This window comes from Dyella sp. CR10, from assembly GCF_055814425.1.
This window is the reverse complement of the sequence record NZ_CP185986.1, coordinates 4112545-4138550: the sequence shown is the minus strand read 5'-3', so window position 1 is coordinate 4138550 and position 26006 is coordinate 4112545. Positions and strand designations below refer to the sequence as shown.

Sequence of the window (26006 nt, the reverse complement as noted above, 5' to 3'; positions counted from 1 at the left end):
GGTCCACGCGCTTCGCGTGGCCCGTACGCGGCGGACAGTGTCGTTCCGACCGCGGCCGGGCCAGGCCGGCGACGCCTTCGGCGTTGCCTGTTTTTCCCTGCCGAAAGCGAGTCGTCATGGCCGATGGTCATGATGGCTGCGCGCTGCCATCCAGGGAAAACCCATGCTGTTCCAAATCAAGAAAAGCTCGTCCGCGCTGATCTTTGCGCTGGCCGCATCGCTGTTGCTGCCCGCGTGCTCACGCACGGAGCATGCGCAAGAAAACGCGCCGGCCGTCGTCGACGACCATGGTGTGCTGCGCATTCCCGAATCCTCTCCGCTGCGCAAGCGCCTGAAGGTACAGACGGTCGAGCAGCGCGAGCTGTCGCATGCCCTGATGGCGCCGGCGATGATCGAGGCCGATCCCAGTCATACCGTCAATGTGCTCGCGCCGGTGACTGGCCGCGTCGTCGAGCTGAAAGTGAAGCTTGGCGACCGCGTGAAACGCGGGCAGGTACTGGCCCTCATCGCCTCGGGCGATTACGCCCAGGCCGTTGCCGACGCACAGAAGGCCGCCGATGCTCTGGCGCTGGCGAAGCAGGCGCGCGATCGCGCCGTCGGCGTGCAGCAGGCCGGTGGCGCGGCGCAGAAGGATCTGGAAGCTGCACGCAGTGCCTACGACCAGGCTCGCGCGGAGGACGGCCGCGCGCAGGCGCGGCTGGCCTCGCTCGGCGCGAACGGCGTCAAAGGAGATGCGCATGGCATGGCGGTGGTAGCGCCCACCGATGGCAGCATTACCGCGCTCTCCGCCGGCGTGGGCGCCTACGTCAACGATCCCAACGCCGCGCTGATGACCGTGACAGACCTCGGCCATGTGTGGGTCACCGCCAACGTGGCCGAGAACGAAGCGGCGCTGATCAAGCCGGGCATCGATGCCGACGTGGTGCTGCCGGCGCTGCCGGGCCGGCATTTCCAGGGTTCGGTGCAATCGGTCAGCGATGTGCTGGATGCCGACTCGCGCCGCGTCAAGGCGCGCATCGTAGTGCCCGATGCCGACGGTGCGCTCAAGGCCAACATGTTCGCCACCGCGACCTTCCAGGTGCCGCAGCCCAAGGCGCTGCTGCTGCCGCAGTCGGCGCTGCTGATGAACAACGACAGCGTTACCGTATTCGTCGAAGTCTCGCCATGGGCGTTCGTGCGCCGCGAGGTGGAGCTCGGCCTGGACGAAGGCGGTCAGGCGCGCATCGTCAAAGGCCTCGCGCCCGGCGAGCGCGTGGTCACGGCCGGCGGAGTGCTGATCAATGATTGATAAGCTCATCGCCTGGTGCCTGCACAAGCGGGCGCTGGTATTCGGCGTGGCCGTGCTGGTCATGATCTACGGCCACTACGCCTGGACCCAGCTGGCCGTGGAGGCCTACCCCGAACTCAGCGACGTCACCGCCCAGGTCACCACGCAGGTGCCGGGCCTGGCCGCGGAAGAAATCGAACAGCAGATCACCATTCCGCTGGAACGCGCGTTGGCCGGCACGCCCGGCGTGGTGTCCACGCGCTCCAGCAGCACCTTCGGCCTGTCGCTGATCACCCTGGTGTTTCGCGACGGTGCCGAAGACTACTGGTCGCGCCAGCGCGTGATGGAGCGCATCGCCGGCGTCACCTTGCCGGCGGGCGTCACGCCGACGCTCGATCCGGTGTCCGGGCCAGCGGGAGAGATCTATCGCTATACCCTGGAGTCGGACACGCGCAACTTGATGGAGCTGTCGGAGTTGCAGCGCTGGAAAGTGATACCGGCCCTGCAGCAGGTGCCCGGGGTAGCCAATGTCGACAACTTCGGCGGCTTCACCAAGGAATTCCAGCTGGAAGTGGATCCGCAGAAGCTGTTGCAGTTCGGCGTGGGCATGAACGATGTCATCACCGCGTTGAGCGCCAACAACACCAATGCGGGTGGCGGGCGCGTGACGCGCGGCGAGCAATCGTACGTGATCCGCGGCGAGGGCCTGATGCGTTCGCTCAAGGACATGGGCGACATCGTAGTGATCCAGCACAACGGCAATCCCATCCGCGTGGGCGACCTGGGCAAGCTGCAATACGGGCACCAGATCCGCGAAGGCATCCTCGGCAAGAACAACAACCCCGACACCATCGAAGGCATCGTCGACCTGCTCAAGTACGAGAATCCGTCGAAAGTGCTCGAAGGCATTCACGCCAAGGTCGACGAGCTGAATCGCCAGCTCGCGGCGCAGGACGTGCGCATCGTGCCTTTCATCGACCGCGACGATCTGGTGCAGGCCACGGTGAGCAAGGTCTCGCACACCGTGATCGAAGGCGTGGGGCTGGTGTGCATCGTGCTGATCCTGTTCCTGGGCAGCCCGCGCAGCGCGCTGGTAGCAGCGGTGACCATTCCGTTCGCGCTGGTCACGGTGTTCATCGTGATGCACTTCCTCAAGATGCCGGCCAACCTGTTCTCGCTGGGCGCGATCGATTTCGGCGTGATCGTGGACGGCGCGATCGTGGTAACCGAGGCCATTCTGCGCAAGCGCGAGGCGCGGCCGGACGCGTACCTGCACGAGGCCGATGTGCTGGGCGCCACCCGTCAGGTGGCGCGTCCGATCTTCTTCGCCACGCTGATCATCATTACCGCGTACGCGCCGCTGCTGGCGTTCGAGCATGCCGAAGGCAAGCTGTTCTCGCCGATGGCGCATACCGTGGGTTATGCGTTGCTGGGCGCCTTGCTGTGTGCCATCACCCTGGTGCCGGCGCTGGCGTGGCTGGCATTGCGCAAGCCGCGCAAGATCTTCCACAACAAACCGCTGGAGCGCCTGCAGGTGTCCTACCGGCGCACGTTGAATGCGTTGCTGGGCCGGCCGCGCGTGACCTATGCCATCGCACTCGGCGCGCTCGCCGCGGTGCTCTGGCTGGGCTCGACCATCGGCCGCGAGTTCCTGCCCGAGCTGGACGAGGGCTCGCTATGGGTGCAGGTGCAGCTGCCCAGCGGTCTGTCGCTGGAGAAGGCCAGCGAGATGGCCAGCGAGTATCGCCGCGCGGTGGGCGAGTTCCCCGAGGTGAGCTATGTGGTAACCCAGCTCGGCCGCAACGACACCGGCAGCGATCCGTGGACGCCTTCGCACATCGAATCCGGCGTCGGCCTGAAGCCCTACGACGAATGGCCCGCCGGGGAGGGCAAGGCCGAGTTCGTGCGCCGGCTCAGTCAGCGGCTGCAGCAGATTCCCGGCATCAGTGTCGGCATCAGCCAACCGATCATCGATGGCGAGAACGACATGGTGGGCGGCGCGCACAGCCCGCTGGTGCTGCGCATCTACGGCGACGACTTCAAGGAGCTGCGCCGCATCGGCGGCGAAATCGTGGACGTGCTGAAAGACACGCGCGGGACTGCGGACGCCTCCATCTTTCAGGAGCCGCCGATTCCACAGCTCACCGTGAAGGTGGATCGCGATGCGGCCGCGCGCTACGGCATCAACGTGGCCGATATCAATACGCTGATCCAGACCGGCGTGGGCGGTTCGCCCATCACCCAGGCTTACGTGGAGGACCGCGTCTACAACGTCACCGCGCGCGTTCCGCACGCGGTCGCGGCCAATCCCGAGGCCTTGGGGCAGCTGGTGCTGACCGCGCCTTCCGGCGCGCGCGTGCCGCTGGCGATGGTGACCCGTATAACTTTGCAGACCGGCGAAAGCACCATCGCGCACGAGAGCGGCAAGCGACAGATCACCGTGCGCATCGACAACCGCGATCGCGCGCTGTCCGACTATCTCGCCGACGCGCAGCGGAACATCGCGGCCAAGGTGAAGTTCGATGCACAGCACTATCGCCTGGAATGGGCCGGCCAGTTCGAGAACCAGCAGCGCGCGCAGGCGCGCCTCGTGCTGGTGATGGGGCTGGTGCTGGCGGTGATGGCGGTGCTGCTGTTCGCCGAGTTCGGCAATCTGCGCCAGGCGCTGCTGGTCCTCGGCGTGGTACCACTGGCCACGCTAGGTGGTCTGATCTCGCTGCATGTGAAAGGCGAGACGCTGAACATCGCCACGGCGGTAGGTTTCATCGCGCTGTTCGGCGTGGCGGTGCAGAACGGCATCATCATGGTGGCCAACTTCAACCGCATGCGGCGCGACGGACACGGCGTGCGCGATGCGGTACTGCTTGGCGCGACCGAGCGTTTCCGCCCGGTGCTGATGACCGCCACCGTCGCCAGCGTCGGCATGCTGCCGGCGGCCCTCGCCACCGGCATCGGTACGGACGTGCAGCGCGGCCTGGCCACCGTGGTGGTCGGCGGCCTGGTGATCGCTACCCTGCTGACCCTGTTCATCCTTCCCGCGCTCTACGAAGTGCTCGAGCGCTTCGTCGAGCGCCGCAAGCGCCGCCACGCGCGGCCGGCGCAGGAGATCTGACCATGCGTATCGCTTTCAAGACGCTGGCCGCGGGCCTTTGCCTGGCGCTGGGCGCCTGCACCGTCGGCCCGGATTTCCACCGCCCCGACGCACCCGCTGCCACTCGCTATGCGCCGGAGGCGACGGCCGACAGCTCTGCGCGCGATGACGAGGCGCAGCGCCTGGTCGCCTCGATGAATATCCCGGGGCAATGGTGGACGCTGTTCCATTCCGCACCGCTCAATGCGCTGATCGACGACGCCTTGCGCCACAATGCGGACGTCGAAGCCGCCCACCACGCTCTGCGGGCGGCGTGGGAGAACGTATACGCGCAGCGTGGTGCGTACTTTCCGCAGGTAGACGGCAGCTACAACCCGACGCGGCAGGATATCGCCAAGGATCTGGCCAGCCCGGCGCAATCGGGCGCCAGCCTGTACAGCCTGACCACGGCGCAAGTGAGCGTGGCGTATGCGCCGGACCTGTGGGGCGGTACGCGTCGGCAGGTGGAGTCGCTGGTGGCCGCGGCGAATGCGCAGCGGTTCCAGCTGGAGGCGACCTACCTGACGCTGACCAGCAACCTCGTCAACGCGGCGATCCAGGAAGCTTCACTGCGTGCGCAGATCCAGGCCACGCAGGAGATTGTCCAGGAACAGTCGGCAATCCTCGCTACGGTGCGGCGACAGCACGCGCTGGGCGACGTGTCCGAGGCAGCGCTGGCGGCGCAGGTCGCGGCATTGGAGCAGAGCCGGTCCGCCTTGCCTCCGCTGCAAAAGCAGCTGGCCCAGCAGCGCGACCTGCTGGCGGCGCTGAGCGGGCGCTCGCCGGACATCGGCATCGACGCGCGTTTCGATCTGGCCAGCCTGCAACTTCCTGCCGAGCTGCCGTTGAGCTTGCCTGCGCAGCTGGTGGACCAGCGTCCCGATGTGCGCGCTGCCGAAGAGCAGCTGCACGCGGCCAGCGCCGGGGTAGGCGTGGCCATCGCCGCGCGCCTGCCGGACTTGCAGATCAACGCCAGCTTCGGACGCGCCTCGGAGAAGGCCGGCGAGCTGTTCAGTGCCGGCAACGGCTTCTGGAATCTCGGCGCCAGCCTGAGTCAGCCGCTGTTCGACGGCGGCACGCTCAAGCACAAGCAGCGCGCCGCGGAAGCCGGTTACCGGCAGGCCGCCGCGCAGTATCGGAGCACCGTGCTCAATGCCTTGCAGAACGTGGCGGATGTGCTGCATGCGATCGAGGCCGATGCCGACGCGCTGGCGGCCTCCCGCCAGGCCGAGCAGGCGGCGGCGCGCAGCCTAGACATTGCCCGCCGCCAGCTCGCGCTGGGCGACATCAGCGAAAACGCACTGCTGAACGCGCAATTGAGCTGGCAGCAGGCGCGTATCGCCCTGGTGCAGGCACAGGCGGCTCGCTATGCCGATACGGTGGCGCTGTTCCAGGCGCTCGGCGGCGGATGGTGGCATCGCGACGATGTTGCCTTCGCCGGAAAGTAGCGTATGAGCATATGGACGTCTAGACGTTCATATGCTCTTTCTTGCGCGAGGCTGTCGCAATAACTTTCGAGGATCCCTGTCCTGTTTCTGTGCGTCTTGTCACGAGCTGCGTGACAAGTGGTCATACCCTTGTCAGCTGGGCGCGGAAGATGGCGCCTGGGGGAACACATTCACCATAGAGGGGTGGACACGACATGGCATGGAAACGGATGGTGGCCGGCAGCCTGCTGGCCGCGGGCATGATGGTTTTGGCTCCGGTGATGGCGGGTACGTTGCCCGATCATGAGGAGTTCGACGCGGCACTCAAGGTGCCGTTCAAGGCGCAGGGCAGCCGCGCGATCGGTTTGTACTTCTCCTATCCGGGCGCGGCATCCGGCACGCCGGTGGCGTGGGCGGTGGACCTGCTGGACGCGCGCGGCGCCGTGCTGCGCAGCTGGCAGGGACAGGCCGCGCTGCGCACCGGTGGTACGCAGGCACAGGTGGCGTGGGACGGACTGGGCGCGAACGGCAGGACGCTCGCGTCCGGCTACTACACGGTGCGCCTGCGCGCGATCGCGCTGGACAGCGACGTCGTCGCGCGCATCGGCACGGGCCTCGCAGGCCAGGCCATGGCGGCCGCCCAGGCGCGCGCGCCGCAGCTGATCGAAGAGCAGCGCTATGACGTATTGGTGGGCGACATCGGTACGCCCGCGATGCCGGCGTTCAAGGCACTGCGCCATGCCGGCGGCGCCGGCACGGGGAGCATGCTGCAGACGCAGTCCGTAAGCGCGGGCGGCAGCCTGCCGTACACCATCTACTACGGCAATCTGCACAGCCAGACCAATCACAGCGACGGCGGCGGCGACGTTTCCACCTGCGTGGATGCGCAGAATCCGCAGAGCGCGCCGTACGGCCCGTCGGACGCCTACCAGTACGCGTTGAACGATGGCTTGGACATCCTGATGACGTCCGAGCACAACCATATGTACGACGGCTCGACCGGCACCAATACCTCGGCCAGTCCCACCACGGCGCACAACCTGTACCAGTCGGGCCTGCAGGCGGCCACCAGCTTCAACGCGGCGCACTCGAACTTCCTGGCCATCTACGGCCTGGAGTGGGGCGTGATCAGCAATGGCGGCCATCTGAATATCTTCAACACGCCCAGCCTGCTGGAGTGGGAGTACAACAGCTCCAACCAGCTGATCGGCGACGTGTTCACGGCCAAGAGCGACTATGCCTCGCTGTACACGCTGATGAAGAGCAACGGCTGGGTCGGCCAGTTCAATCATCCGGCGACCAGCGGCCAGTTCAACGCGGGCGGGCAGGACCTGGGCTATACCGCCGACGGCGATCAGGTGATGGTGCTGGCGGAAGTGCTCAACAGCTCGGCGTTCTCGCATAACACGACCGAGACCGAGACCAGCCATACCAGCTACGAGGCCGCGTACAACATCCTGCTCGAACGCGGTTATCACGTGGCGCCGTCGTCCGACCAGGACAATCATTGCGCCAACTGGGGCGCCAGCTACACCAACCGCACCGCGGTGCTGATTCCCAACGGCACGGCGCTGAGTCTCAACGCCTTCCTCGATGCGATCCGTGCGCGCCATGTGTTCGCCACCGAGGACAAGACCGGGCAGATCGTGCTCACCGCGAACGGCCATCTGATGGGCGATCGCTTCAGCAACAGCGGCGCGCTGACGCTGACCGTCAACTACGCCAGCACGGCCGGCCACACCGCGCAGCGCGTGCAGGTGTTCGAAGGCGTGCCGGGCAGCAACGGCACGGTGGCGACCACCTCCAGCACGGCGACCACGACCATCACGCCAGCCAACGGCGATCACTTCTACTACGCCAAGATCACTCAGGAAGACGGCAAGCAGCTGTGGTCGGCACCGGTATGGGTGACGCAGGGTGCCGGCAGCGGCGACACCACGCCGCCGACGGTGAGCGCGTCGGAAAGCGGCAGCTCCGGCACGATCACGCTGTCGGCCAGCGCGAGCGACAACGTCGGCGTGACCAAGGTCGAGTTCTACGTCGATGGCACGCTCACGACCACCGACACGGCCTCGCCCTACACCGCCTCGCTCGACTCCACCACGCTGAGCAACGGCACGCACAGCCTGGTGGCCAAGGCCTACGACGCGGCAGGCAATGTCGGGACCAGCAGCACCGTGAGCTTCAGCGTGTCCAACAGCTCCGGTGGCGATACCACGCCGCCGACGGTGAGCGCGTCGGAAAGCGGCAGTTCCGGCAGCGTTACGCTATCGGCCACGGCCAGCGACAATGTCGGCGTGACCAAGGTCGAGTTCTACGTCGACGGCGCGCTGACGGCCACCGACACGGCCTCGCCCTACACTGCCTCGCTCGATTCCACCACGCTGAGCAACGGCACGCACAGCCTGGTAGCGAAGGCGTACGACGCGGCCGGCAATGTCGGCACGAGCTCGACGGTGAGCTTCAGTGTCTCCAACGGCGGTACGGCCACCGAGCTGGTGAAGAACGGCGGCTTCGAGAGCGGCGCCACGTCCTGGACGCAGACCAGCGGCGTGATCAACAACACCGCCGGCGAAGCCGCGCACACCGGAAGCTACAAGGCGTGGCTCGACGGCTATGGCTCCGCGCACACCGACTATGTGCGCCAGTCCATCACCATCCCCGCCACGGCGACCAAGGCGACGCTCGATTTCTGGATGCACATCGACACGGCTGAGACCGGCAGCACGGCGTACGACACGCTGAGCGCGCAGGTGATCACCTCCGCCGGCAAGTACGTGACGCTGGCCACCTGGTCCAACGCGAACGCTGCGACGGGCTACCAGGAACACATCGTGGACCTGTCGGCCTACATCGGCCAGACCATCCAGATCAATTTCTACGGCGTGGAAGACAGCTCCAACCAGACCTCGTTCGTGATCGACGACGTCAGCGTGAAGGCGCAGTAAAGCGCAAGTGCGCATGGCGGGAGGCTTTGGCCTTCCGCCATGCAGCTTCACTAGCGGTCGTCGCGCGACCGCAGCGGCTGGCTGGCCTGGAACAGCGCCACCACGCCGTGCTGGCGTACCTCTGCCTGTGCGAAATGCCGCCGCAGCGCGACCTGAAGTCCTTCCAGCGTGTCGCCACGGTTACCGAAGATGCCCTTGCGGTTGTAGACGTCCATCAGCTTGCGCCCGAAGCCGTTGTGGCCGGCCGCATCGCCGAGGATGGTGGCGCCATAAAGCACGCCCCCGTCGGCCAGATAGGCCTTCAGGTGTTCGAACACCTTGGCCTTGTCGTCCATGCCGCCAGGCAGGCAGTGCAACAGGTAGAACATTGCGATGGAATCGAAAGCGGGCTGGCCGGGCAGGGCCAGCGGCTGCATGACGTCGGCAGCGTATAGCCCGTGATGCGCCAGACCCATGCGGCGCGCAGCCGTGTGCAGGCTGGTGGGATTGAGATCGAGCAGGGCGACCTGCTGGTCCGCGGCGAAGCCGGCGTGCGCGAGGTAGTAGCCGGTGCCGACACCCACGTCCAGATGCCGCTTGCCCGCATGCTCGCGGTAGTAGGGCAGCAGTACGCCGCGCGTGGGGCAACGCCAGGCGAAGCGGTTGGAGATGCCGAGCACCCAGGCGTCGTAGAGCCTGAGCACGAACGGCGAATACACTGCGGCGCCAGCGCTGGTGTCGAGGGAATCGGCAGAAGACATCCGGTGAGGTTCTCCGTGATGTGGCGTGGCACGCTGCGCCGCGGATGCGGTCCGTCGGCGCAGCGTGCGGGCGAGTCAATCGATGCGCGTATCGACGGAGACGGTTTCCCAGGTGGCCAGATCGGCAAGCAAACCTTCGGCATGCGCGCGTATCGCATCGACCGCATCCTTGCCGAGCGCGAGGCGCAGCGGCGTCGTCGCGCCTTCCAGTGCATTGGCGATGGCGGCCGCGGCCTTGAGCGGATCGCCTTCCTGCGTCTGGTGCATGCTGTGCGCAAAGCCGCGCGTGGGGCCGACGGTCTGGGCATAGGCTTCCAGTTCCGGCATATGACGCATGCCGGCGCCGGCGAGATTGGTGCGGAACTGGCCGGGCTCCACGATCAGCACCTTGATGCCGTGCGGCGCGACTTCCGCCGCGAGCGCTTCGGACAGGCCTTCCAGCGCGAACTTGCTGGCCGAGTAGGCGCCGAAGCCGGCGAACGACATCTGTCCGCCCATGCTGGAAATGTTGACGATGGCGCCGCCGCGCTGGGCGCGCAGGGTGGGCAGTGCGGCGCGAATGACTTCCGCGGCGCCGAAGAAGTTGGTGTCCATCAGCGCGCGCAGTTCATCGTCGCCGGTTTCTTCCACCGCGCCGACCACGCCGTAGCCGGCATTGTTGATCACGATATCCAGGCGCCCGAAGCGCTCTACGCCGGCTTTCACGGCGACATCGGCTTCGCCGGAGCGTGCTACGTCCAGGCGTTGCGCGAGTACGCGGTCCGGCGCCAGTTTGACCAGCGGGGCGAGGCGCGCGGTGTCGCGCGCGGTGGCCACCACGCTGTCGCCGCAAGAAAGCGCGTAGCGCGCAAACGCTTCGCCGAAGCCGCTCGACGCGCCGGTGATGAACCAGACTTTTGCCGCCATGCCTTCCCCCCTGTGGGGACACGCCTCTGCGTCCCGGGGGCAGGATGCTAGCCGAGCCGTATAGCGGATGTGTGTGCCGGTCGTCGTGGTGCTCAAGCAGGAAGCGCCGGCCCACAGGGTGCGGGCCGGCGCCGGTGGCGGTCAGAGAATAAGGAAGGTCGATGGGCCGCTCGCGCTGGTGACACCGGTGGCGGAATTGCATTGGTCGTTCAAGGTGGCGCCGAGGTTGAGCAGAGTGAAGACCGCCGTCGCGCTGCGCCCGGCATAGCGTCCGCCGGTGATGCTGCCGGGCGCCGTAACCACCAGGTTGCCGTCGACCGGCGCGACGGTGGCGGTGAAGGTGAACGTGCTCGTCGCCGGGCCGCGGGTATCGCTCCAGTGCAGCGTCCAGGTGATGGGCGCGGTGGAGAACAGGTTGGTGCAGTTGAACGGCGCGGTGAACTGCTCGTGCGACGACGCACTGGTGAGCAGCGGCAAGGCGATCAACTGTGTACAGCTCCAGGCGGTATCGGTGGTCACCGTGTGCAGCGCGGTGGTGTTGGTCACGCCAGGCGACCAGGTGGCGGCGTGATTGCCTGTGCAGTTGACGATAGGCAGGATCGCCTGCGCGCGGACAGCCGGCGCCGTCGACAGGCCGGCGGCGAGGCTGAGCACGATGGCCGTGATGATCGACGCGCGGGCGCCGAGAACGGTTTTCAGTAAGCGCAAGGTGGACATGACGGTCTCCGAGGTTGAGGGACGCGGGTTGATGACGTCCATGCGGATCGGCACGCTCCGTGCGATCGCGGACGCGCCGGTGCCGTGCGGCGCTGTGGCATCCAGAGAGACGATGCGCCGGTGGACGGCACGCGTCAGTGGGCATCCAGGCCCGAATCCGGCCTGGCGACGTCGCGCAAAAGGGCCGCATCGCTCGGGGACGCGACGAGCGTCGTCCAGTCTCCGTCGTCGCGGCCGGTCAGAAAACCGCCCAGCGCGCCGGCGTCGTACGCGTTTTCCCAATGTTCGACGATGAGGCCGTCGCGGAATCGCCACAGGCCGCAGAAGGGCATGCCGACGGCGCGCTGATCGCGTCGCGCCCGCAGCACGCCGAGCACGGCGCCGAAATAATCGTTGGCGACGATGCTGTGTACCTCCATCACCAGCGTGTCGCCGCTGAGCCGGATCAGATCCAGCTCCTTCGCCTTGACGGCCGCCCGGCCGCAAACCTGGGCCGGTCCGCCGGAGGCGCCGCGGTCGGCGGTGTGCAGCACGACGTCGTCGGCGGTATAGCGATCGATGCAGCGCAGGTCGGCGTAGACAGCGCGCAGAATGTCGATGTTGGGATGCAGTGCAGACATGCTGGACTCCTGGAGGGAGAGGGCTTCACGGTTCGGTTCGGCTTGCCGTTCGCGCTTACTGGCTCGTGTGGTGGCCATGGCCGTCGGCGAGCGTCGCCGCGCGTGCCGCGGCCGGGTCCGGTCGCCAGGTCGGAAGGCCTGCGCGATCCACGGCCTCGACGATGGCCTGCAGATCTGCCGACGCGAATTCGACGTCGAGCGAAGCGGCGTTCTCGTCCAGATGCGCGATGGAGGTGGTGCCGGGAATCAGCAGGGTGGACGGCGAGTGGTGCAGCAGCCAAGCCAGGGCCAGCTGCGAGGTCGTGACGCCATGGCGGTGCGCGATGGGCTTGAGCACGCTGTCCTCGCCGACGAGGCCGCCATGGCCGAGTGGGAACCAGGGGATGAAGGCGATCCCGTGCGCTTCGGCGTAACGCAGCACGTCGTCGTCGGCTCGATCGGCGATGTTGTAGAGGTTCTCCACGGCGACGATATCGGCGTGGCGGCGGGCTTCTTCCAGCTGCGCGACGCTGACGCCCGGCTGGTTTGACAGGCCCAAGTGATGAATCTTGCCTTGCTGCTGCAGGCGCACGAGTTCGCCCAGTGTGTCGGCCAGCGGCACGGTCGGATCGATGCTGTGCAGCTGGTAAAGGCTGATGCGCTCAACGCCCAGGCGCCGCAGGCTCATCTCCACCTGCTGGCGCAGATACTCCGGCCGGCCCAGCGGCATGATGTAGGGCGCACCCGGCGCGCCGTGGATCCAGTCGAGCTTGCCCGAACGCAGCATGCCGCCCTTGGTGGAGATCACCAGATCTTCCGGATAGGGATGAAGCGCTTCGCGGATGATCTCTTCGTTGTCGCCGGGGCCGTACGCATCGGCGGTGTCGATGAAGTTGATGCCCAGTTCGAGCACGGCATGGCGCAGCAGGTGGATCGCGCCGCGCTTGTCCTCCGGCGGCCCCCACATGCCGTAGCCGGTGAGATGCATGGCGCCGTAGCCGAGGCGGTTGACGATCAGGTCGCCGCCGAGAACGAGCTGCTTGGGTGGAGTGAGGTATGCGTTCATGTCATCGCCTCCTTCATGGCGAGGTCGAGCAGGTCGGCCAAGTGTTTCTGCGAGGGACGATCGGCCCAGGTGCCGAGCGTGATTTCGGCGGTGATGCCAGGCCCGAAGCCGGCGACGATGCCTTGCGCGCCGTCGCCGGCACCGCCGTCTTCGAACAGGCGTCGCAGCGCGTCGAGCACCACGGCCGAGGCGATGTTTCCGTACTCGGTGAGCGTGGCGCGGCTGTAGCGGAACATCTCCGGCGCCACGCCGAGGAAATGCGAGAGATCGTCCAGGATGCGCGGGCCGCCTGCGTGGATGATGTAGAAATCCAGGTCAGCCGCGTTCCAGCCGAACTCCATGGCGACGGCGCGCAGTTCCGGTGCGAGCTGCTCCATGGTGCCTGGCACGCGACGGTCGAGGCGGAAGTGGAAGCCAGTCGACTTCACCGCGTAGGAGATCCAGTCCTCGGTGCCGCGCACGAGGCGCGATCCGTTTCCGCTCAGGCGCAGGCCGGTGCCTCCTTCGCCGCGCACCACCGCGGCGGCGACGGCGTCGCCGAACAGTCCATCGGAAAGCAGGTTGCCGATGCCGAGATCGTCCGGCTGGTAACACAGCGAACAGAACTCGCAGGCGACGATCAGTGCATGCGCGCCGGGATAGGCCAGGCAGAAATCGTGTGCGCGATTGATCGCCGCGCCGCCAGCGGCGCAGCCGAGCTGCGCGATCGGGAACTGCCGCACGTCGCTGCGAAAGCCCAGCTCGTTGATCATCCAGGCGATGGGCGAGGGCATGGTGAAGCCGGTGCAGGAGACGAAGACGATCGCATCGATGCGGTCGGCGGCGAGCCGCGCGTGGCGAAGTGCCTGTTCCACTACGGCGGGTAGGCGGGCCCTGGCTTCACGCACATAGATGCGGTTGCGCTCTTCGAAACCCGGATGGCGCAGCGTCGCTTCGATGGGTTGCACGATGTGCCGCTTGCGCACGCCGGTGTTGCGGATGAGGCGGAGCGCCAGTGGCAGCTGTTCGTGATCGGCGTGAAGACGGCGCGCCAGCGCCAGCGTGTGCTCCTGCGTGATGACGTGCTCGGGGACCGCGACCGACGGGCGGCAAAGGATGGCCATCACACACTCCTGTGCGAGCGCAGGGACAGCGAGGGGCGCGACGCGGTGCGCGTCGACGGCAGATGCGCCAAAGGCGCGCTCAGAGAGCTATGAGGGGCGGCGCGTGGAAGTGTGCGCCGAAGGGGAACGGAGACGAACCTCGAGCACACGCGGAACGCATGGTCATGGCAAAAACCCCCGTGAGAAGACGCTCGGCCTCGCGCTGCCCCTTCCTCGCGCGATAGGTCGAGGGGTTTGCCTTATACGCTCGCGTCAGGCGGCCAGCTATGACGTCCGCGTGAAAGACGACGAGAAGAGCGGCGAGTTGTGATGGGCATCGCAATCGCCATGATTGCTTCGATGAAATGCCTGAGACGTATAGACGTCCGATTCACGCCATTTGCCGCGCAGCGTTCGAAGCAGTGCGGCGCTTGTGTGGAGGTCACCTTCCCAGAGCTTGCGCGATGGCTTTTTCCGCCAGGGGCGCCATGCGCGCATAGCCAGCCGGCGTGGGATGCACGCCGTCTTCGGCGAGTTCGGCGTCGAGGCCGCCCTCTTTGTTGGCCAGCGCGCCGTAGTAGTCGAGATAGATGCCGCCGGTGGCGGCGGCGTACTGCCGGATCCAGGCATTGAGCTCACGCACCTTGCCGGCCGGGCGCAGGCCGCGGCGCCAGGGGTAGTCGCTCACCGGCAGCACGGAGGCGAGGATGACGCGGATGCCGTTGGCGCGCGCCAGTTCCGCCATCGAGCGCAGGTTGTCCTCGATCATGCCGAGGCTGGAGATGCCGGTATTGCCGGCGATGTCGTTGGTGCCGGCGAGGATCACCACCGCGGCCGGCTTCAGGTCGATCACGTCCTGGCGGAAGCGCACGAGCATCTGCGGCGTGGTCTGGCCGCTGATGCCGCGGTTCACGTATGGCTTGCCCGGAAAGAACGTGCTGCCTTCCTGGCGGCCCCAGTTGTCGGTGATCGAATCGCCGTAGAAGACTACGCGCCGCTCGCCGGCCTTGGGCGGGCCCAGTCGCGCATTGTCCTCGCGGTAGCGGTTCAGCTGTGGCCAGTCGGCGAGGCGCTGCTGCAGTGAGGCGATGTCGCTGGCCGAGAGCGCGGACGGCGGCATGGTATAGAGCGGATCGATCGCGGAGGGCCCCGTCTGGGCTTCGACGGGCGCGCCGAAGGTGGCGCCTGCGAGGGCGAGCGTGAACAGAGCAGAAGGCATGGCGTGCACGGCGTGTTCCCGTCTGGACGTCCGGATGGCGGAACCGCTGTTGTAGCGGTTTCGCGCGATCTCCGCGAGCCTCAGGGTTCGGGATTCTGCTCGTACTTGCCGAGCGTCTGCCACAGCCTGGCCAGTTCGCGCGTCACGTCCGGGCGGTCGCCGTCGCCGATGTTGGTGATCAGCACGCGGCCGGTGCCGCCGACCGGATTGAACGCCATCTGCACGGTCAGGCCGTGGTCGCCGCCGGTGTGGCCGAGTTCGCCGCGGTCGGTGCGTTGCCAGAACAGCCCCTGGTCGAGGCCGTCACCCGCGCGCACGCCCTTGGGCTGCTGGCTCTTCGGCCACTGCGGGGAAAACATCGCCTGGAACGATGTCGGCGAAAGCAGGCCGGGGCGGCCCTGGTAGCCGCGGATCATCGCGGCGAGGAATTTGCCCACGTCGTTGCAGGTGGAATAAAGGCCGCTCGCCGCGTAGGCAGGGAAGGCATAGGGGGCCAGCGGCTTCTTGTTCTTGTCGTAGAGCGTGGCCTGCGGACCTTCCGCATCGGCCGGGCTCCAGCCGGTGCCGCGCATGTCCAGCGGCGTGAAGATCTTCTCGCGCGTATACGCGCGGTACGAAGTGCCGGCCTTGGTTTCCACCGCCAGCGCGGCCAGCGCGGTGCCGAGATGGCTGTAGCGATAGATAGAACCCGGCCGCGCCTTGATGAAGTTGCCGTCCTGGTAGCTGGCGCCTTTGGGTACGAGATAGTCGGCGAGATAGTTCTTGATGTCGAACGCGGCCGGCGAGCCCTTGGCGTAGCTCTGCGTGTAGAAAGGCTCGCGGTCGACGATGCCGGAGCTGTGCGTGGCCAGCTGGCGCAGCGTGATCGGTACGTTGGCGACATGCGGGTTGCGCACGGCGAACGGCAGTTCGCTGTTGACGTCCGCATCCAGCGACAGTGTGCCGGCCTGTACCTGCTGCATCAGCGCCACGGCCAGCACGGGTTTGCTGATGGAGGCAACCGGCTGGACGGTGTCGGCGGTATACGGCTGGCGGGCGGCGAGATCGGCGTAGCCGAAGCCCTTGGCGTAGCGCACGCCACCGCCGTCCACCACGGCAACGCAATAACCGGGCAGCACCGATTGCGCCTGCATCTCTTCGAGTGCCCGCTCCAGCGTCGGCGGTCCGCCGGCGGGCCGGGCCTGTGCCGGCAGGCCGGCGGCGAGACTGAGCGTGGCGGCGAGGGCGAGGCTGGCGCCGCGCGCCAAGGCGTGGCTCGCGCCCGAACGCCGGCCGGCGGGCGGCATGGTGTGATGATGCATGGGGTTCCCTGTTCTTCCTGAAGCGATGGGGCTCCTGGACGCGCAGTTTACCTTCCAGCCGATGACGGCGCGGCTTCCGTCGGCCCCGCCGGATGGCTCCGGTCCGCAGCAAAGGCAAAAAGTGATGTGGCGCACATTTGTTTCGCGCCCGGACGGGTCGCAGGCCCGTCAGAGCGGCTTGCGATAGACCACGAAGCCCGAGTGTTCAGCCACCTGGTCGTACAGCCGCATCGCGGTAGCGTTGCTGTGATGGGTCTGCCAGTACACGCGCGGCGAGCCGGCCTGGCGCGCGCGGTCATACACCGCCTCGATCAGCTGTCGCCCCACGCCGCGGCCGCGCGCGGCCTCTACCGTGAACAGGTCTTGCAGATAGCAGTTGAGGCCGACCGAGATGGTGCTGCGATGGAACAGGTAATGCGCCAGTCCGAGCAGCTGGCCGCCGCTTTCGGCTACCAGGGCATGCATGGGTTCGCCGGGATCGAGGAAGCGCGACCAGGTGATGCGCGTGATGTCATCCGGCAACGCGGTGGTGCCGGCACGGCCGTAGAACGCGTTGTAGCCATCCCATAGCGGCTTCCAGGCGGCATAGTCATCCGCTTCGGCGGGGCGCACGACGACGTCGTCGGACATGATGGGCCCTTTCATTCGGTCAGGTCGATGTCGAGGCCGTAGAGCAGGGCGACGGCTTCGGGCAAGGAGAACTTCGCCTGCCTGATGTCGTTCAGGAAGACGTCGATGCGGTAGTTCTGCGCCTCGCGGAAATCGGCGCGTGCCAGCCGGCTGCGGCGGAACAGCGCGCCACGCAGGTCGCTATGGCGGAAGTCGGCATCCTCCAGGTCGGCCTCGGTGAAGTCCACGTCGTGTGCGCGGCATTCGACCACGGCCAGCTCGCGCAGCGACAAGCCGAAGAAGCTGCTGTCGTTCAATGCGCAGCGCTCGAAGGCCAGCGCGCCGCCGACGCGGATCGTGGGCCAGTGCGCCTGCGTCCAGTCGACTCCAACCAGCTTGCTGTCGACGAAGCGCGCATCGAACTGGCTGCCGGAAAGCCGCGCCAGACTCAGGTTGCAGTCGGCGAATTCGCAGTCGCGGAAGCGACAGTCGCGCAGCGTCGCGTCGCTGAAGTCGCAGTGTTCGAAGCGGCAATCCTCGAAGCGCAGGCCTTCCAGCGTGGCGCCGACGCGGTGGAGATCGCGGAAGCGTTGTCCGCTGTGGTCGCGCCGCTCGAAGGGGTCGTCTGCCACGGGCGCTCGCGCTGGCTCAGGGGCCGGCGCCTTCGCGCGCCACCCGACGCCGGTGCCGCCACCACAACACCAGCACCACCGTGAGCACGATGCCGCCCAGCGCCCACAGGCTGCTCTGGCCGCGGCGGATCCACATCACCAGCCACTCGTGGTTGTTGGCGCCGAAGTAGCCCAGGTAGACCCAGATCGGCACGCTGATAAGCGCGGCGAAGCCGTCGAGCAGGAAGAAGCGCAGGAACGACACGCGGTGGGTGGTGCCGGCGGTGATGTATACCGCGGTGCGCATGCCGGGCAGGAAGCGCGCGATGAACATCAGGCGGTTGCCGTAGCGCTCGAACTTTTCCTGCACCTTGGCATAGCGCTCCGGCGTGAGCACGCGCGCGACCACCCGCCACTGCAGGATGCGCGCGCCGTAGTGGTGGCCCAGCAGGAACATGCCGGCGTCGCCCAGCAGCACGCCGACCATCGCGACCGCGAACATGATGTGCACGTTGCCGTAGCCCAGGCCGGTGATGACGCCGCCGGCGACCAGGGTGATGTCCTCCGGCAACGGCGCGCCTGCACCGCACAGCAGCAGTGCGATGAAGACGGCGGCATAGCCGTTTTCGGCGAACAGCGTTACCAGTCGTTCAAGCAGATCCATCGACGTCCTTGCCTGGTCGAGCCCCGGCAGAAAGCGAGGGGCGATGATCCCACAGGCGGGCCAATCCATGGGCGCCGGCCGGCGGGGGCGGAACGGTCAAGCATAACCGCATAGGGGTTAGTTCGAAGAGGCCGGGGGCTGCTGTACGCGGGCGGCCAGCAGTTCGCGCAGCTCGGCTTTCTCGGCGCTGTCGAGCGTGCCTTCGCGGCTTTTGGCGGTGAGCCAGTCACGGCGCTGTTCCACGGCCTGTTGCTGCATGCGCTGCAGCGCGTCGAAGAACTCCACGCGCTGGGTTTCCGGCTCGCCTACGACGGTGGCCGCCATCAGTTTTTGCAGTGCGGGATATTCGGGCCGCTCGGCGAAATGCTCCACCAGCACCACCGGGTTGATGCCGGGGCGCGAGCGCGCCAGATCGATCAGTTCCGCCAGCAGGTCGACGCCCGGCTTGTCCAGGCGCAGGAACGCGTACGGCCTTTCCACCTCGTCGGCCATGCCCGGCTGGGCCAGCAGCAGGGCGATGGCGCTGCGCACCAGGCTGCGCTGCACCGCGACGGGTCGCTGTACGGCGCGGCGCGCCCCGGCTTCGGGTTGCAGCACGGCGCGGGCGCCGGTGCGCTTTTCCAGCTCCTGTGCCATCAGATCGCGGAAGGCGCCATCGGGCAGCCTGGCGATCAGCGGGCGCGCGCGCTCGGCCAGGCGGGCGCGACCGTCGAGACTACCCACGTCCACTTCGTGCGACAGCTCGCCGAAGAAGTACTCCGACAGCGGCGTGGCGTTCTTCAGGCGCTGCTCGAAGCCCTGTTTGCCTTCTTTGCGGATCAGCGTGTCCGGGTCCTCGCCCTCGGGCAGGAACAGGAAATAGGCCTGGCGACCGTCGCGCAGGCGCGGCAGCGCCGATTCCAGGGCCTTCCAGGCGGCGGCGCGGCCGGCGCGGTCGCCGTCGAAGCAGAACACCACGTCGGGCGCGGCGCGGAACAGCACTTCGGTATGGTCCGGCGTGGTGGCCGTGCCCAGGGTGGCCACCGCGATGGGCAGGCCGGCCTGGTGCATGGCGATCACGTCCATGTAGCCCTCCACCACGACGATGCGCGCCAGGCTGCTGTTGGCCTGCTTCACCTGCCACAGCGCGAAAAGCTCGCGGCCCTTGTGGAACAGCGGCGTCTCGGGCGAGTTGAGGTACTTCGGCCCCTGCTCGGACTGCAGGACGCGCCCGCCGAACGCGATCACGCGGCCGCGGCGGTCGAGGATGGGGAACATCAGCCGTTCGCGGAAACGGTCGTATTTGTTGCCGCGCTCGTTGCTGGCCACCATGCCCGCTTCATTGAGCAGCTGCATGCGGCGCTGGTCGTTGCCCAGGGCCTTGATCACGCCGTCGAAGCCCGCCGGCGCCCAGCCGATGCGGAACCGCGCGATGGTTTCGGCGTCGAGGCCGCGTTTCTTGCAGTAGGCCTGTGCTTCGGGGCTGCGTGGCAGCTGGTCCTGGTACCAGCGCGCAGCGGCATCGAGCAGGCCGTAGAGGTCGGTCTTGTCCTCGCGCGGCGCCGCGTCGCGGCCGCCCTCGTAAGGCACCTTCAGGCCGACGGACTGGGCCAGTTCCTCCACCGCGTCCGGGAATTCCAGGCGGTCGTAGTCCATCAGGAACTTGATCGCGCTGCCGTGTGCGCCGCAGCCGAAGCAATGGAAGAACTGCTTGGCGGGGCTGACGTAGAACGACGGCGTGCGCTCGTTGTGGAAAGGGCAGCACGCCGTCCACTCGCGTCCCGCCTTCTTCAACGGTACGCGCCGCTCGATCACGTCGACGATGTCGACGCGGGAGAGCAGTTCGTCGATGAAGGTATCGGGGATACGGCCGCGCATAAGCGCCTTAGTGTACGGGGGCGGTCAAGAGGGCGGCGGATCGTCCTATGCTGGCGGGATACTCGGGGAGGCGGGGCATGGCGGCAAGTGCGCGGGTGCGTTTCAGGCCGGCAGAGGCGGCGGATGTGGCGGCAGCCGTGCCGCTGATCCACAGTTCCGGGCCGGCGGCGTTCGAGTACGTGTTCGCGTTGCCGGGGCGTGGCGATGCCCAGGCGTTCCTGCGGCACGCCTTCGTCGACGGGGCGGGGGAGTTCGGCTGGCGCAACCATTGCGTGGGCGAGCTGGACGGACGGGTGGTCGCGGTGGGCGCCGGCTTTGGTGCCGACACGCATGGCGCGTTCACCCTGGCGGCGGCACGGCAGATCCTGGGGTACTTCGGCTGGCGGCACGCGCCGGGGGTGATTGCGCGTGGGCTGCGCGTCGAGCGCGTGATCGCGCCGCCTTCGGGCGACATGCATTACCTGGCGCACCTGGGGGTCGACCCGACGCTGCGCGGGCAGGGTATCGGGCGGGCGCTGATCGATCATCTCGCCGAGCAGGCAGGTGCGCTGGGGCGCGGCAGGCTTGTACTGGATGTGGCCGCTACCAACCCGCGGGCGCAGGCGCTGTACGAGCGATGTGGCTTCGTGGTCACGGGAGAGCGGCCATCCAGCCTGGCTAATGCGCGGGGGCATGTGCCCCCGCACCGGCGCATGGAGCGCTCCTAGGCGATGTGGAACAAGCCGATGGCTGCCAGCACCGCGATCAGGAACAGGATCAGGAAGATGGCGAACAGGGCCTTGGCGATGGTGCCGGTGATGCCCGAGACCGAGTAGAAGCCCAGCCAGCCGGTGACTAGCGAAACGATGGCAAAAATGATGGCCCACCTGAGCATGTATCTCTCCTTCGTGTCGGCCGCATGGACGGCGCCCACGAGGTTGGGCGTGCCGATGTGAAGACGCTGGCTGGATAATGGGTGGACGGCGTCATGCTGCGCCGCGGTTCCGCATCGGGTTGGGATCGATTTAGTTCGGAGAACACGCCATGTTGACGGCGATGATGTTGCATGCGCAGCGCGCCATCGTGCGCCGCTTCGCGGAAGCGGGCGCGACGAGCGCCGAGGCGGCGCGCGGCGCCGATGAGTTGAAGCTGACGCCGGGCATCGCCTGGTACCAGCTGGTGGAGCGGGGCGTGCTGCGCTGCCCGGGTGAGGGGCGTTATTTCCTGGACCAGGCGCGCTGGGAGCAGGTGATCAGCAAGCGCCGCCATCACGCCTGGGTGATGGTGGTGGCGATCGTGGCGCTGGTGTTGCTGCTGTTCTGGCTGCGTGCGGCCGGTGGCCTGGGCCACCGCGGCTGACCTGGAGCCTGTTCGCGCTCTCCACGGGAGAGGGCGAACAGGCTTGTCATGGCGTCAGCCGGCGAGGCGGGCCTTCACGCGGGCGGAGACCACGGCCATGTCGGCGCGGCCGGCGGCCTTTTCCTTGACGGCTGCGACTACCTTGCCCATATCGCGCGGAGAACTGGCGCCGGTCGCGGCAATGGCAGCGGCCACCAGGTCATCGATCTCCGTCTCGCTGAGCTTGGCGGGCAGGTAAGCCTCGATCACGACCATCTCGGCGCGCTCGACGTCGACCAGGTCCTGGCGGCTGGCGGCCTCGAACTGGGTGATGGAGTCGCGGCGCTGCTTGAGCATCTTTTCCAGCACGGCCAGGGTCTGGGCGTCGTCCAGTTCGATGCGCTCGTCCACTTCGCGCTGCTTGATCGCGGCCAGGACCAGGCGGATCACCGCGAGGCGCTGCTTGTCGCCGCCGCGCATGGCGGTCTTCATGTCTTCGGTGAGCTGCTGCTTGAGGGACATGCCACATCTCCATGAACGCGTTGAGGAAACGCATGAAGCCGGCGTTGCGCAGGGCAACGCCGGCCTATGCTGGAGCGATGGGCAGCGGCAGCGAATGTACGCGCCGGCTGCCGGATCCCATGCCTGGGGGTCGAACCTTGCGGGGCGGCGCCGCAGGCGCCATATCCCCATCGTGTCCGCGTGGAGCGGACGAAAGGCTCAGTACAGGCGGGTGCGGCGCGAGGTATCGCGCGACAGGCGACGCAGGTGACGCTTCACCGCGGCGGCGCGCTTGCGCTTACGCTCCTGGGTCGGCTTTTCGTAGAACTCGCGCTTGCGGGTCTCGGCCAGGACGCCGGCCTTTTCGCAGGTGCGCTTGAAGCGACGCAGGGCAAGCTCGAACGGCTCGTTCTCGCGGACTTTTACGCTGGGCATGGAAACTCCGAATGGTAAACTGGCCCATCTGATCGGGCGAGCCGCGAAGTATAACGTGGACACGAAGCAATTTTCAAAGCCCGTACTGGGCATCGAGACGTCCTGCGACGAGACCGGGGTAGCCCTGCTGCGCTGGGAGCCGGCCGCGCCGGGCCAGGGGCTGCTGTCCCACGCCCTGTACAGCCAGATCAAGCTCCACGCCGACTATGGCGGCGTGGTGCCGGAACTGGCCAGCCGCGACCACGTGCGCAAGCTGCTGCCGCTGGTGCGCGAAGCCCTGGCCGAAGCCGGCCTGACCCCGGCGGACCTGGGCGGCGTGGCCTATACCGCCGGCCCCGGCCTGGTCGGCGCCTTGCTGGTGGGCGCGGCGGCCGCCCGCGCCATGGCCTGGGCGCTGGGCGTGCCGGCCATCGGCGTGCACCACATGGAGGGGCACCTGCTGGCTCCGTTGCTGGAGGACGACCCGCCGGAGCCTCCGTTCGTAGCCCTGCTGGTCTCCGGTGGCCATTCGATGCTGGTGGAGGTGCAGGGGATCGGGCGCTACCGGATCCTCGGCGACACCCTGGATGACGCCGCCGGCGAAGCTTTCGACAAGACCGCCAAGCTGATGGGCCTGCCGTATCCGGGCGGTCCCGCCCTGGCGGCACTGGCCCAGCAGGGCCGGTCGGGCGTGTTCCGCTTCGCGCGCCCGATGACCGACCGGCCAGGCCTGGATTTCAGCTTTTCGGGTCTGAAGACCCAGGTCCTGCTGGCCTGGCAGCAATCGGATCAGAGCGAGCAGACCCGCGCCGACATCGCCCGCGCCTTCGAAGAAGCCATTGTCGACACCCTGGCGATCAAGTGTCGCCGCGCCTTGCAGGCCGCCGGCGCGAAGCGCCTGGTGATCGCCGGCGGCGTGGGCGCCAACAAGCGCCTGCGCGCGGAGCTGGCGGAGGCGGGCGCGAAGGAAGGTTTTCGCGTGTATTTCCCGCGCCTGGCGTTCTGTACCGACAACGGGGCGATGATCGCCCTGGCCGGTGCGATCCGCCTGGCCGCCGGACAGCAGCAGGACGAGAGCGTGCAGGTATTCCCGCGCTGGGATCTGGAGACTCTGCCGGCGGTGTGAGGCAGGCGCTCGCGTCCGAGCAGGCGCGAGCAGTGCGCGGACATGGCGGCAACCGGCGGAGCGAAGCGCTACGCTTTCATCCTTTCCCGCTTCCGACGTTCCGCATCATGGACATCGTTTTCATCGAAGACCTCCGCATCGATACCGTCATCGGCATTTACGACTGGGAGCGCCGGGTGCGCCAGACGCTGTCGCTGGATATCGAGATGGCCTTCGACAACACCCGGCCCGCAGCCACCGACGATATCGCCGACACGCTCAACTACAAGGACGTATCCAAGCGCCTGGTCGAATACGTCGAGGCATCGAGTTTCGGTCTGGTCGAAACGCTGGCCGAGCGCTGCGCGGCAATCATCCGCGAGGAGTTCGGCGTGAGCTGGGTTCGGCTGAAGCTCTCCAAGCCCGGCGCGGTGCGCGGCTCGCGCGCGGTGGGCGTGCGCATCGAGCGTGGCGCGCGCCCACAATAGTCATCCTCCGATCCAGCATCGGGGACCCCTGGGCTATCCTTGCCGCTTTTGATCCGGCCGCGCCGCGGCCACCGTGATTCGTATGGCCTGTTCGTCGTGCGGATCCGCCGGCGAGGAGGCGAGCGAACATGACCTGGTGGCAAGACCTTTGGCGCGAACCGTGGACCCACACGGCGGCCGGCGCGGCGACGCTGCTGGCGGTGGCCTGGCTGGTCGGGACCGTCGCGCATTTCATGCTCTTTCGGGTCATGCGCGGCGTCACCAGGCGTACCGCGTGGCGCTGGGATTCGGCGCTGTTCGACCACGGTGCGTTCAAATGGCTGGCGCGCATGGCGCCGACCGTGGTGGTGCAGTTCGGCATCGCGCTCGTGTCGGGACTGCCGGCCGAAGTGCGCCGCATGACGGTCGACGTGGCCACCGCGCTGATGGTGTGCTTCGGCGTCATGGCGGTGAGTTCGGCGCTGTCGGCGGTGGAGGATCTGTATCACCGTTCGTCCGACGGACAGCGCTCGATCAAGGGCATGGTGCAGCTGGGCAAGCTGGTGCTGTTCGCGGTCGCCGCGCTGGTGGTGGTAGTCAGCTTCACCGGCCGCAGCGTGGGCTGGATGCTGTCTGGTCTGGGCGCGATGTCGGCGGTGCTGATGCTGGTGTTCAAAGACACCTTGCTGGGTTTCGTCGCCGGCTTGCAGCTGTCGTCCAACGACATGCTGCGCGTGGGCGACTGGATCACCATGCCCGCGGCGGGCGCGGACGGCGATGTCATCGACATCGCGCTGTACACGGTGAAGGTGCGCAATTTCGACAACACCATCGTCACCGTGCCGACCTGGAAACTGATCGCCGAGAGCTACCAGAACTGGCGTGGCATGGCCGAGTCGGGCGGGCGCCGCATCAAGCGCGCACTGCGCATCGATGCCGGCAGCGTGCATTTCCTGGAGCCGGAGGAGTTGGCGGCGCTGTCGCGTTCCCGCCTGCTGCGCGACTACCTCGCCGGCAAGCAGCACGATCTGGAACAGTGGAACCGCGCACTCGGCGACGATGCCGTCGCGCCGCTCAATCGCCGCCGCCTGACCAACCTGGGTACCTTCCGCGCCTATGTGAACGCGTACCTGACGGCCCATCCGCGCATCCGCAAGGACATGACCTGCATGGCACGGCAGATGGAAGGCGGGCCGGAGGGCGTGCCGCTGGAGCTGTACTGCTTCACCGACACCACGGCCTGGGCGGAGTACGAGACGATCCAGAGCGACATCTTCGATCATCTCATCGCCTTGCTGCCGGCGTTCGGTCTGCATCTGTACCAGCAGCCGTCCGGCCACGATGTGCGCGAGGCGCTGGCGGGTGCGGGCATGGCGCGGGCAGAATCGCAGCTTCCCGCGCCGAACGGAAAGCAAGCTGCATGGCCCGTGTCTACCTGAGCCTCGGCTCGAACGTCCACCCCCATCGCCACCTGCGCGCGGCGCTGGACGAATTGCGCGGGCGCTTCGGCGGGATCGACGTATCGCCTGCTTACCGCAGCAAGTCGGTGGGTTTCGACGGCCCGGACTTCGTCAACCTCGCCGTGGGTCTGGATACCGAGCTGTCGCCGGAGGCATTGAACGACTGGCTGCACGCGCTGGAAGACCGTCACGGCCGCCGCCGCGACGTGCCGCGTTATTCGGATCGCACGCTGGACGTGGACATCGTGCTCTACGACGACCTGGTGCGCAGCGGGGAGGGACACCTGCAGATTCCGCGCAAGGAGCTCAGGCACGCCTTCGTGTTGAAACCGCTTGCCGACATCGCGCCCGCGACGCGCCACCCGATCGATGGCCGGACCCTGGCCGAGCTGTGGACGGCGTTTCCGGCCGAGCGCGAGCCGTTGCTGCCCGAGCCGCTGTAGCCAGCCGCGGATATCTATCTGCCGGCGCGAGGTTCCCCTCGCTCATCTCGGCCGGTTAGGCGGGCCGCCAGCGATGAACAGCCAAAGCGGGCGGACCGAAACGGATTCCTTGGCTTCACGGATGACCGAATGAATAGCTTGAACCAGACCTCCGAA

At 67.4% G+C, this 26006-nt stretch carries 25 protein-coding genes; 10 read left to right on the top strand and 15 right to left on the bottom strand.

Annotation, left to right across the window (positions count from 1 at the left end):
- The first annotated feature begins 163 nt into the window (after positions 1-163).
- The 4 genes from ACNR9O_RS18685 (at position 164) to ACNR9O_RS18670 (ending at position 8772) form a co-directional block, all read left to right on the top strand.
- On the top strand, positions 164-1288 hold the full coding sequence (locus ACNR9O_RS18685; protein WP_473686022.1) for an efflux RND transporter periplasmic adaptor subunit: 1125 nt from the start codon (positions 164-166) through the stop codon (positions 1286-1288).
- A complete protein-coding gene (locus ACNR9O_RS18680) occupies positions 1281-4379 on the top strand; it encodes an efflux RND transporter permease subunit (RefSeq protein WP_473686024.1) in 3099 nt (1032 codons plus the stop codon). Before ACNR9O_RS18685 ends, ACNR9O_RS18680 begins: the two co-directional genes overlap by 8 nt.
- A gap of 2 nt (positions 4380-4381) precedes the next feature.
- Positions 4382-5845, top strand: a complete 1464-nt coding sequence (locus ACNR9O_RS18675) for an efflux transporter outer membrane subunit (RefSeq protein ID WP_473686026.1) — start codon at positions 4382-4384, stop codon at positions 5843-5845.
- Between the two features lie 194 nt (positions 5846-6039).
- Positions 6040-8772 (top strand): Ig-like domain-containing protein, encoded by a 2733-nt coding sequence (locus tag ACNR9O_RS18670; RefSeq protein WP_473686028.1) that lies wholly within the window; start codon positions 6040-6042, stop codon positions 8770-8772.
- Between the two features lie 50 nt (positions 8773-8822).
- On the opposite strand, the gene ACNR9O_RS18665 is transcribed toward ACNR9O_RS18670, so the two are convergent.
- The 12 genes from ACNR9O_RS18665 to dnaG all read right to left on the bottom strand — a co-directional run bounded on the left by ACNR9O_RS18665 (position 8823) and on the right by dnaG (position 20143).
- The gene (locus ACNR9O_RS18665) at positions 8823-9512 is read right to left on the bottom strand and encodes a class I SAM-dependent methyltransferase (protein ID WP_473686030.1); all 690 of its coding nucleotides are present in this window, start codon (positions 9510-9512) and stop codon (positions 8823-8825) included.
- A 75-nt stretch (positions 9513-9587) separates the two neighbouring features.
- Positions 9588-10418 carry an oxidoreductase gene (locus ACNR9O_RS18660; RefSeq protein WP_473686032.1) on the bottom strand — a complete coding sequence of 277 codons (831 nt, stop codon included), beginning with the start codon at positions 10416-10418 and terminating at the stop codon, positions 9588-9590.
- Positions 10419-10559: 141 nt separating this feature from the next.
- Positions 10560-11135 carry a hypothetical protein gene (locus ACNR9O_RS18655; RefSeq protein WP_473686034.1) on the bottom strand — a complete coding sequence of 192 codons (576 nt, stop codon included), beginning with the start codon at positions 11133-11135 and terminating at the stop codon, positions 10560-10562.
- Positions 11136-11269: 134 nt separating this feature from the next.
- A complete protein-coding gene (locus ACNR9O_RS18650; protein WP_473686036.1) occupies positions 11270-11755 on the bottom strand; it encodes a nuclear transport factor 2 family protein in 486 nt (161 codons plus the stop codon).
- A 55-nt stretch (positions 11756-11810) separates the two neighbouring features.
- Positions 11811-12800 (bottom strand): aldo/keto reductase, encoded by a 990-nt coding sequence (locus ACNR9O_RS18645; RefSeq protein WP_473686038.1) that lies wholly within the window; start codon positions 12798-12800, stop codon positions 11811-11813.
- Entirely contained in the window at positions 12797-13903 is a 1107-nt protein-coding gene (locus ACNR9O_RS18640; protein ID WP_473686040.1) for a type III polyketide synthase, read from the bottom strand. The genes ACNR9O_RS18645 and ACNR9O_RS18640 overlap by 4 nt, the downstream gene beginning before the upstream one ends.
- A gap of 421 nt (positions 13904-14324) precedes the next feature.
- On the bottom strand, positions 14325-15101 hold the full coding sequence (locus ACNR9O_RS18635; protein ID WP_473686042.1) for an SGNH/GDSL hydrolase family protein: 777 nt from the start codon (positions 15099-15101) through the stop codon (positions 14325-14327).
- A gap of 80 nt (positions 15102-15181) precedes the next feature.
- Positions 15182-16402, bottom strand: a complete 1221-nt coding sequence (locus ACNR9O_RS18630) for a serine hydrolase domain-containing protein (protein WP_473686044.1) — start codon at positions 16400-16402, stop codon at positions 15182-15184.
- A 168-nt stretch (positions 16403-16570) separates the two neighbouring features.
- Entirely contained in the window at positions 16571-17032 is a 462-nt protein-coding gene (locus ACNR9O_RS18625; RefSeq protein WP_473686046.1) for a GNAT family N-acetyltransferase, read from the bottom strand.
- Between the two features lie 11 nt (positions 17033-17043).
- A complete protein-coding gene (locus tag ACNR9O_RS18620; protein WP_473686048.1) occupies positions 17044-17643 on the bottom strand; it encodes a pentapeptide repeat-containing protein in 600 nt (199 codons plus the stop codon).
- A 16-nt stretch (positions 17644-17659) separates the two neighbouring features.
- The gene (locus ACNR9O_RS18615; RefSeq protein WP_473686050.1) at positions 17660-18286 is read right to left on the bottom strand and encodes a DedA family protein; all 627 of its coding nucleotides are present in this window, start codon (positions 18284-18286) and stop codon (positions 17660-17662) included.
- A 117-nt stretch (positions 18287-18403) separates the two neighbouring features.
- Positions 18404-20143, bottom strand: a complete 1740-nt coding sequence (gene dnaG, locus ACNR9O_RS18610; RefSeq protein WP_473686052.1) for a DNA primase — start codon at positions 20141-20143, stop codon at positions 18404-18406.
- A 77-nt stretch (positions 20144-20220) separates the two neighbouring features.
- Between dnaG and ACNR9O_RS18605 the strand changes: the two genes are divergently transcribed.
- Entirely contained in the window at positions 20221-20850 is a 630-nt protein-coding gene (locus ACNR9O_RS18605) for a GNAT family N-acetyltransferase (protein WP_473686054.1), read from the top strand.
- Here the strand turns inward: ACNR9O_RS18605 and ACNR9O_RS18600 are convergent.
- Positions 20847-21017: a DUF1328 domain-containing protein gene (locus ACNR9O_RS18600; protein WP_473686056.1), complete on the bottom strand. Its 171-nt coding sequence runs from the start codon at positions 21015-21017 to the stop codon at positions 20847-20849. The two genes, ACNR9O_RS18605 and ACNR9O_RS18600, sit on opposite strands and share 4 nt — an antisense overlap.
- 149 nt (positions 21018-21166) lie before the next feature.
- Between ACNR9O_RS18600 and ACNR9O_RS18595 the strand changes: the two genes are divergently transcribed.
- Positions 21167-21481 (top strand): hypothetical protein, encoded by a 315-nt coding sequence (locus tag ACNR9O_RS18595; protein ID WP_473686058.1) that lies wholly within the window; start codon positions 21167-21169, stop codon positions 21479-21481.
- Between the two features lie 54 nt (positions 21482-21535).
- Here ACNR9O_RS18595 and ACNR9O_RS18590 read toward each other — a convergent pair whose 3' ends face one another.
- Both ACNR9O_RS18590 and rpsU read right to left on the bottom strand, forming a co-directional pair.
- Positions 21536-21982 carry a GatB/YqeY domain-containing protein gene (locus tag ACNR9O_RS18590; RefSeq protein ID WP_473686060.1) on the bottom strand — a complete coding sequence of 149 codons (447 nt, stop codon included), beginning with the start codon at positions 21980-21982 and terminating at the stop codon, positions 21536-21538.
- Positions 21983-22180: 198 nt separating this feature from the next.
- The gene (gene rpsU, locus ACNR9O_RS18585; protein ID WP_014404075.1) at positions 22181-22396 is read right to left on the bottom strand and encodes a 30S ribosomal protein S21; all 216 of its coding nucleotides are present in this window, start codon (positions 22394-22396) and stop codon (positions 22181-22183) included.
- Positions 22397-22451: 55 nt separating this feature from the next.
- Here rpsU and tsaD point away from each other — a divergent pair, with 55 nt between their 5' ends.
- The 4 genes from tsaD to folK all read left to right on the top strand — a co-directional run bounded on the left by tsaD (position 22452) and on the right by folK (position 25850).
- Positions 22452-23501, top strand: coding sequence for a tRNA (adenosine(37)-N6)-threonylcarbamoyltransferase complex transferase subunit TsaD (gene tsaD, locus ACNR9O_RS18580; protein WP_473686063.1), 1050 nt, complete (start codon positions 22452-22454; stop codon positions 23499-23501).
- A 107-nt stretch (positions 23502-23608) separates the two neighbouring features.
- The gene (gene folB / locus ACNR9O_RS18575) at positions 23609-23968 is read left to right on the top strand and encodes a dihydroneopterin aldolase (RefSeq protein ID WP_473686065.1); all 360 of its coding nucleotides are present in this window, start codon (positions 23609-23611) and stop codon (positions 23966-23968) included.
- A 128-nt stretch (positions 23969-24096) separates the two neighbouring features.
- On the top strand, positions 24097-25386 hold the full coding sequence (locus tag ACNR9O_RS18570) for a mechanosensitive ion channel family protein (protein ID WP_473686067.1): 1290 nt from the start codon (positions 24097-24099) through the stop codon (positions 25384-25386).
- Positions 25368-25850, top strand: coding sequence for a 2-amino-4-hydroxy-6-hydroxymethyldihydropteridine diphosphokinase (gene folK / locus ACNR9O_RS18565; RefSeq protein ID WP_473686069.1), 483 nt, complete (start codon positions 25368-25370; stop codon positions 25848-25850). Before ACNR9O_RS18570 ends, folK begins: the two co-directional genes overlap by 19 nt.
- The last annotated feature ends 156 nt before the right edge of the window (positions 25851-26006 follow it).

Excerpts from the sequence above, each read along its gene's own strand:
- ACNR9O_RS18685 (WP_473686022.1), top strand. The coding sequence starts at position 164 with ATGCTGTTCCAAATCAAGAAAAGCTCGTCCGCGCTGATCTTTGCGCTG.
- ACNR9O_RS18680 (WP_473686024.1), top strand. The coding sequence starts at position 1,281 with ATGATTGATAAGCTCATCGCCTGGTGCCTGCACAAGCGGGCGCTGGTA.
- ACNR9O_RS18675 (WP_473686026.1), top strand. The coding sequence starts at position 4,382 with ATGCGTATCGCTTTCAAGACGCTGGCCGCGGGCCTTTGCCTGGCGCTG.
- ACNR9O_RS18670 (WP_473686028.1), top strand. The coding sequence starts at position 6,040 with ATGGCATGGAAACGGATGGTGGCCGGCAGCCTGCTGGCCGCGGGCATG.
- ACNR9O_RS18665 (WP_473686030.1), bottom strand. The coding sequence starts at position 9,512 with ATGTCTTCTGCCGATTCCCTCGACACCAGCGCTGGCGCCGCAGTGTAT.
- ACNR9O_RS18660 (WP_473686032.1), bottom strand. The coding sequence starts at position 10,418 with ATGGCGGCAAAAGTCTGGTTCATCACCGGCGCGTCGAGCGGCTTCGGC.
- ACNR9O_RS18655 (WP_473686034.1), bottom strand. The coding sequence starts at position 11,135 with ATGTCCACCTTGCGCTTACTGAAAACCGTTCTCGGCGCCCGCGCGTCG.
- ACNR9O_RS18650 (WP_473686036.1), bottom strand. The coding sequence starts at position 11,755 with ATGTCTGCACTGCATCCCAACATCGACATTCTGCGCGCTGTCTACGCC.
- ACNR9O_RS18645 (WP_473686038.1), bottom strand. The coding sequence starts at position 12,800 with ATGAACGCATACCTCACTCCACCCAAGCAGCTCGTTCTCGGCGGCGAC.
- ACNR9O_RS18640 (WP_473686040.1), bottom strand. The coding sequence starts at position 13,903 with ATGGCCATCCTTTGCCGCCCGTCGGTCGCGGTCCCCGAGCACGTCATC.
- ACNR9O_RS18635 (WP_473686042.1), bottom strand. The coding sequence starts at position 15,101 with ATGCCTTCTGCTCTGTTCACGCTCGCCCTCGCAGGCGCCACCTTCGGC.
- ACNR9O_RS18630 (WP_473686044.1), bottom strand. The coding sequence starts at position 16,402 with ATGCATCATCACACCATGCCGCCCGCCGGCCGGCGTTCGGGCGCGAGC.
- ACNR9O_RS18625 (WP_473686046.1), bottom strand. The coding sequence starts at position 17,032 with ATGTCCGACGACGTCGTCGTGCGCCCCGCCGAAGCGGATGACTATGCC.
- ACNR9O_RS18615 (WP_473686050.1), bottom strand. The coding sequence starts at position 18,286 with ATGGATCTGCTTGAACGACTGGTAACGCTGTTCGCCGAAAACGGCTAT.
- dnaG (WP_473686052.1), bottom strand. The coding sequence starts at position 20,143 with ATGCGCGGCCGTATCCCCGATACCTTCATCGACGAACTGCTCTCCCGC.
- ACNR9O_RS18605 (WP_473686054.1), top strand. The coding sequence starts at position 20,221 with ATGGCGGCAAGTGCGCGGGTGCGTTTCAGGCCGGCAGAGGCGGCGGAT.
- ACNR9O_RS18600 (WP_473686056.1), bottom strand. The coding sequence starts at position 21,017 with ATGCTCAGGTGGGCCATCATTTTTGCCATCGTTTCGCTAGTCACCGGC.
- ACNR9O_RS18595 (WP_473686058.1), top strand. The coding sequence starts at position 21,167 with ATGTTGACGGCGATGATGTTGCATGCGCAGCGCGCCATCGTGCGCCGC.
- ACNR9O_RS18590 (WP_473686060.1), bottom strand. The coding sequence starts at position 21,982 with ATGTCCCTCAAGCAGCAGCTCACCGAAGACATGAAGACCGCCATGCGC.
- rpsU (WP_014404075.1), bottom strand. The coding sequence starts at position 22,396 with ATGCCCAGCGTAAAAGTCCGCGAGAACGAGCCGTTCGAGCTTGCCCTG.
- folB (WP_473686065.1), top strand. The coding sequence starts at position 23,609 with ATGGACATCGTTTTCATCGAAGACCTCCGCATCGATACCGTCATCGGC.
- ACNR9O_RS18570 (WP_473686067.1), top strand. The coding sequence starts at position 24,097 with ATGACCTGGTGGCAAGACCTTTGGCGCGAACCGTGGACCCACACGGCG.
- folK (WP_473686069.1), top strand. The coding sequence starts at position 25,368 with ATGGCCCGTGTCTACCTGAGCCTCGGCTCGAACGTCCACCCCCATCGC.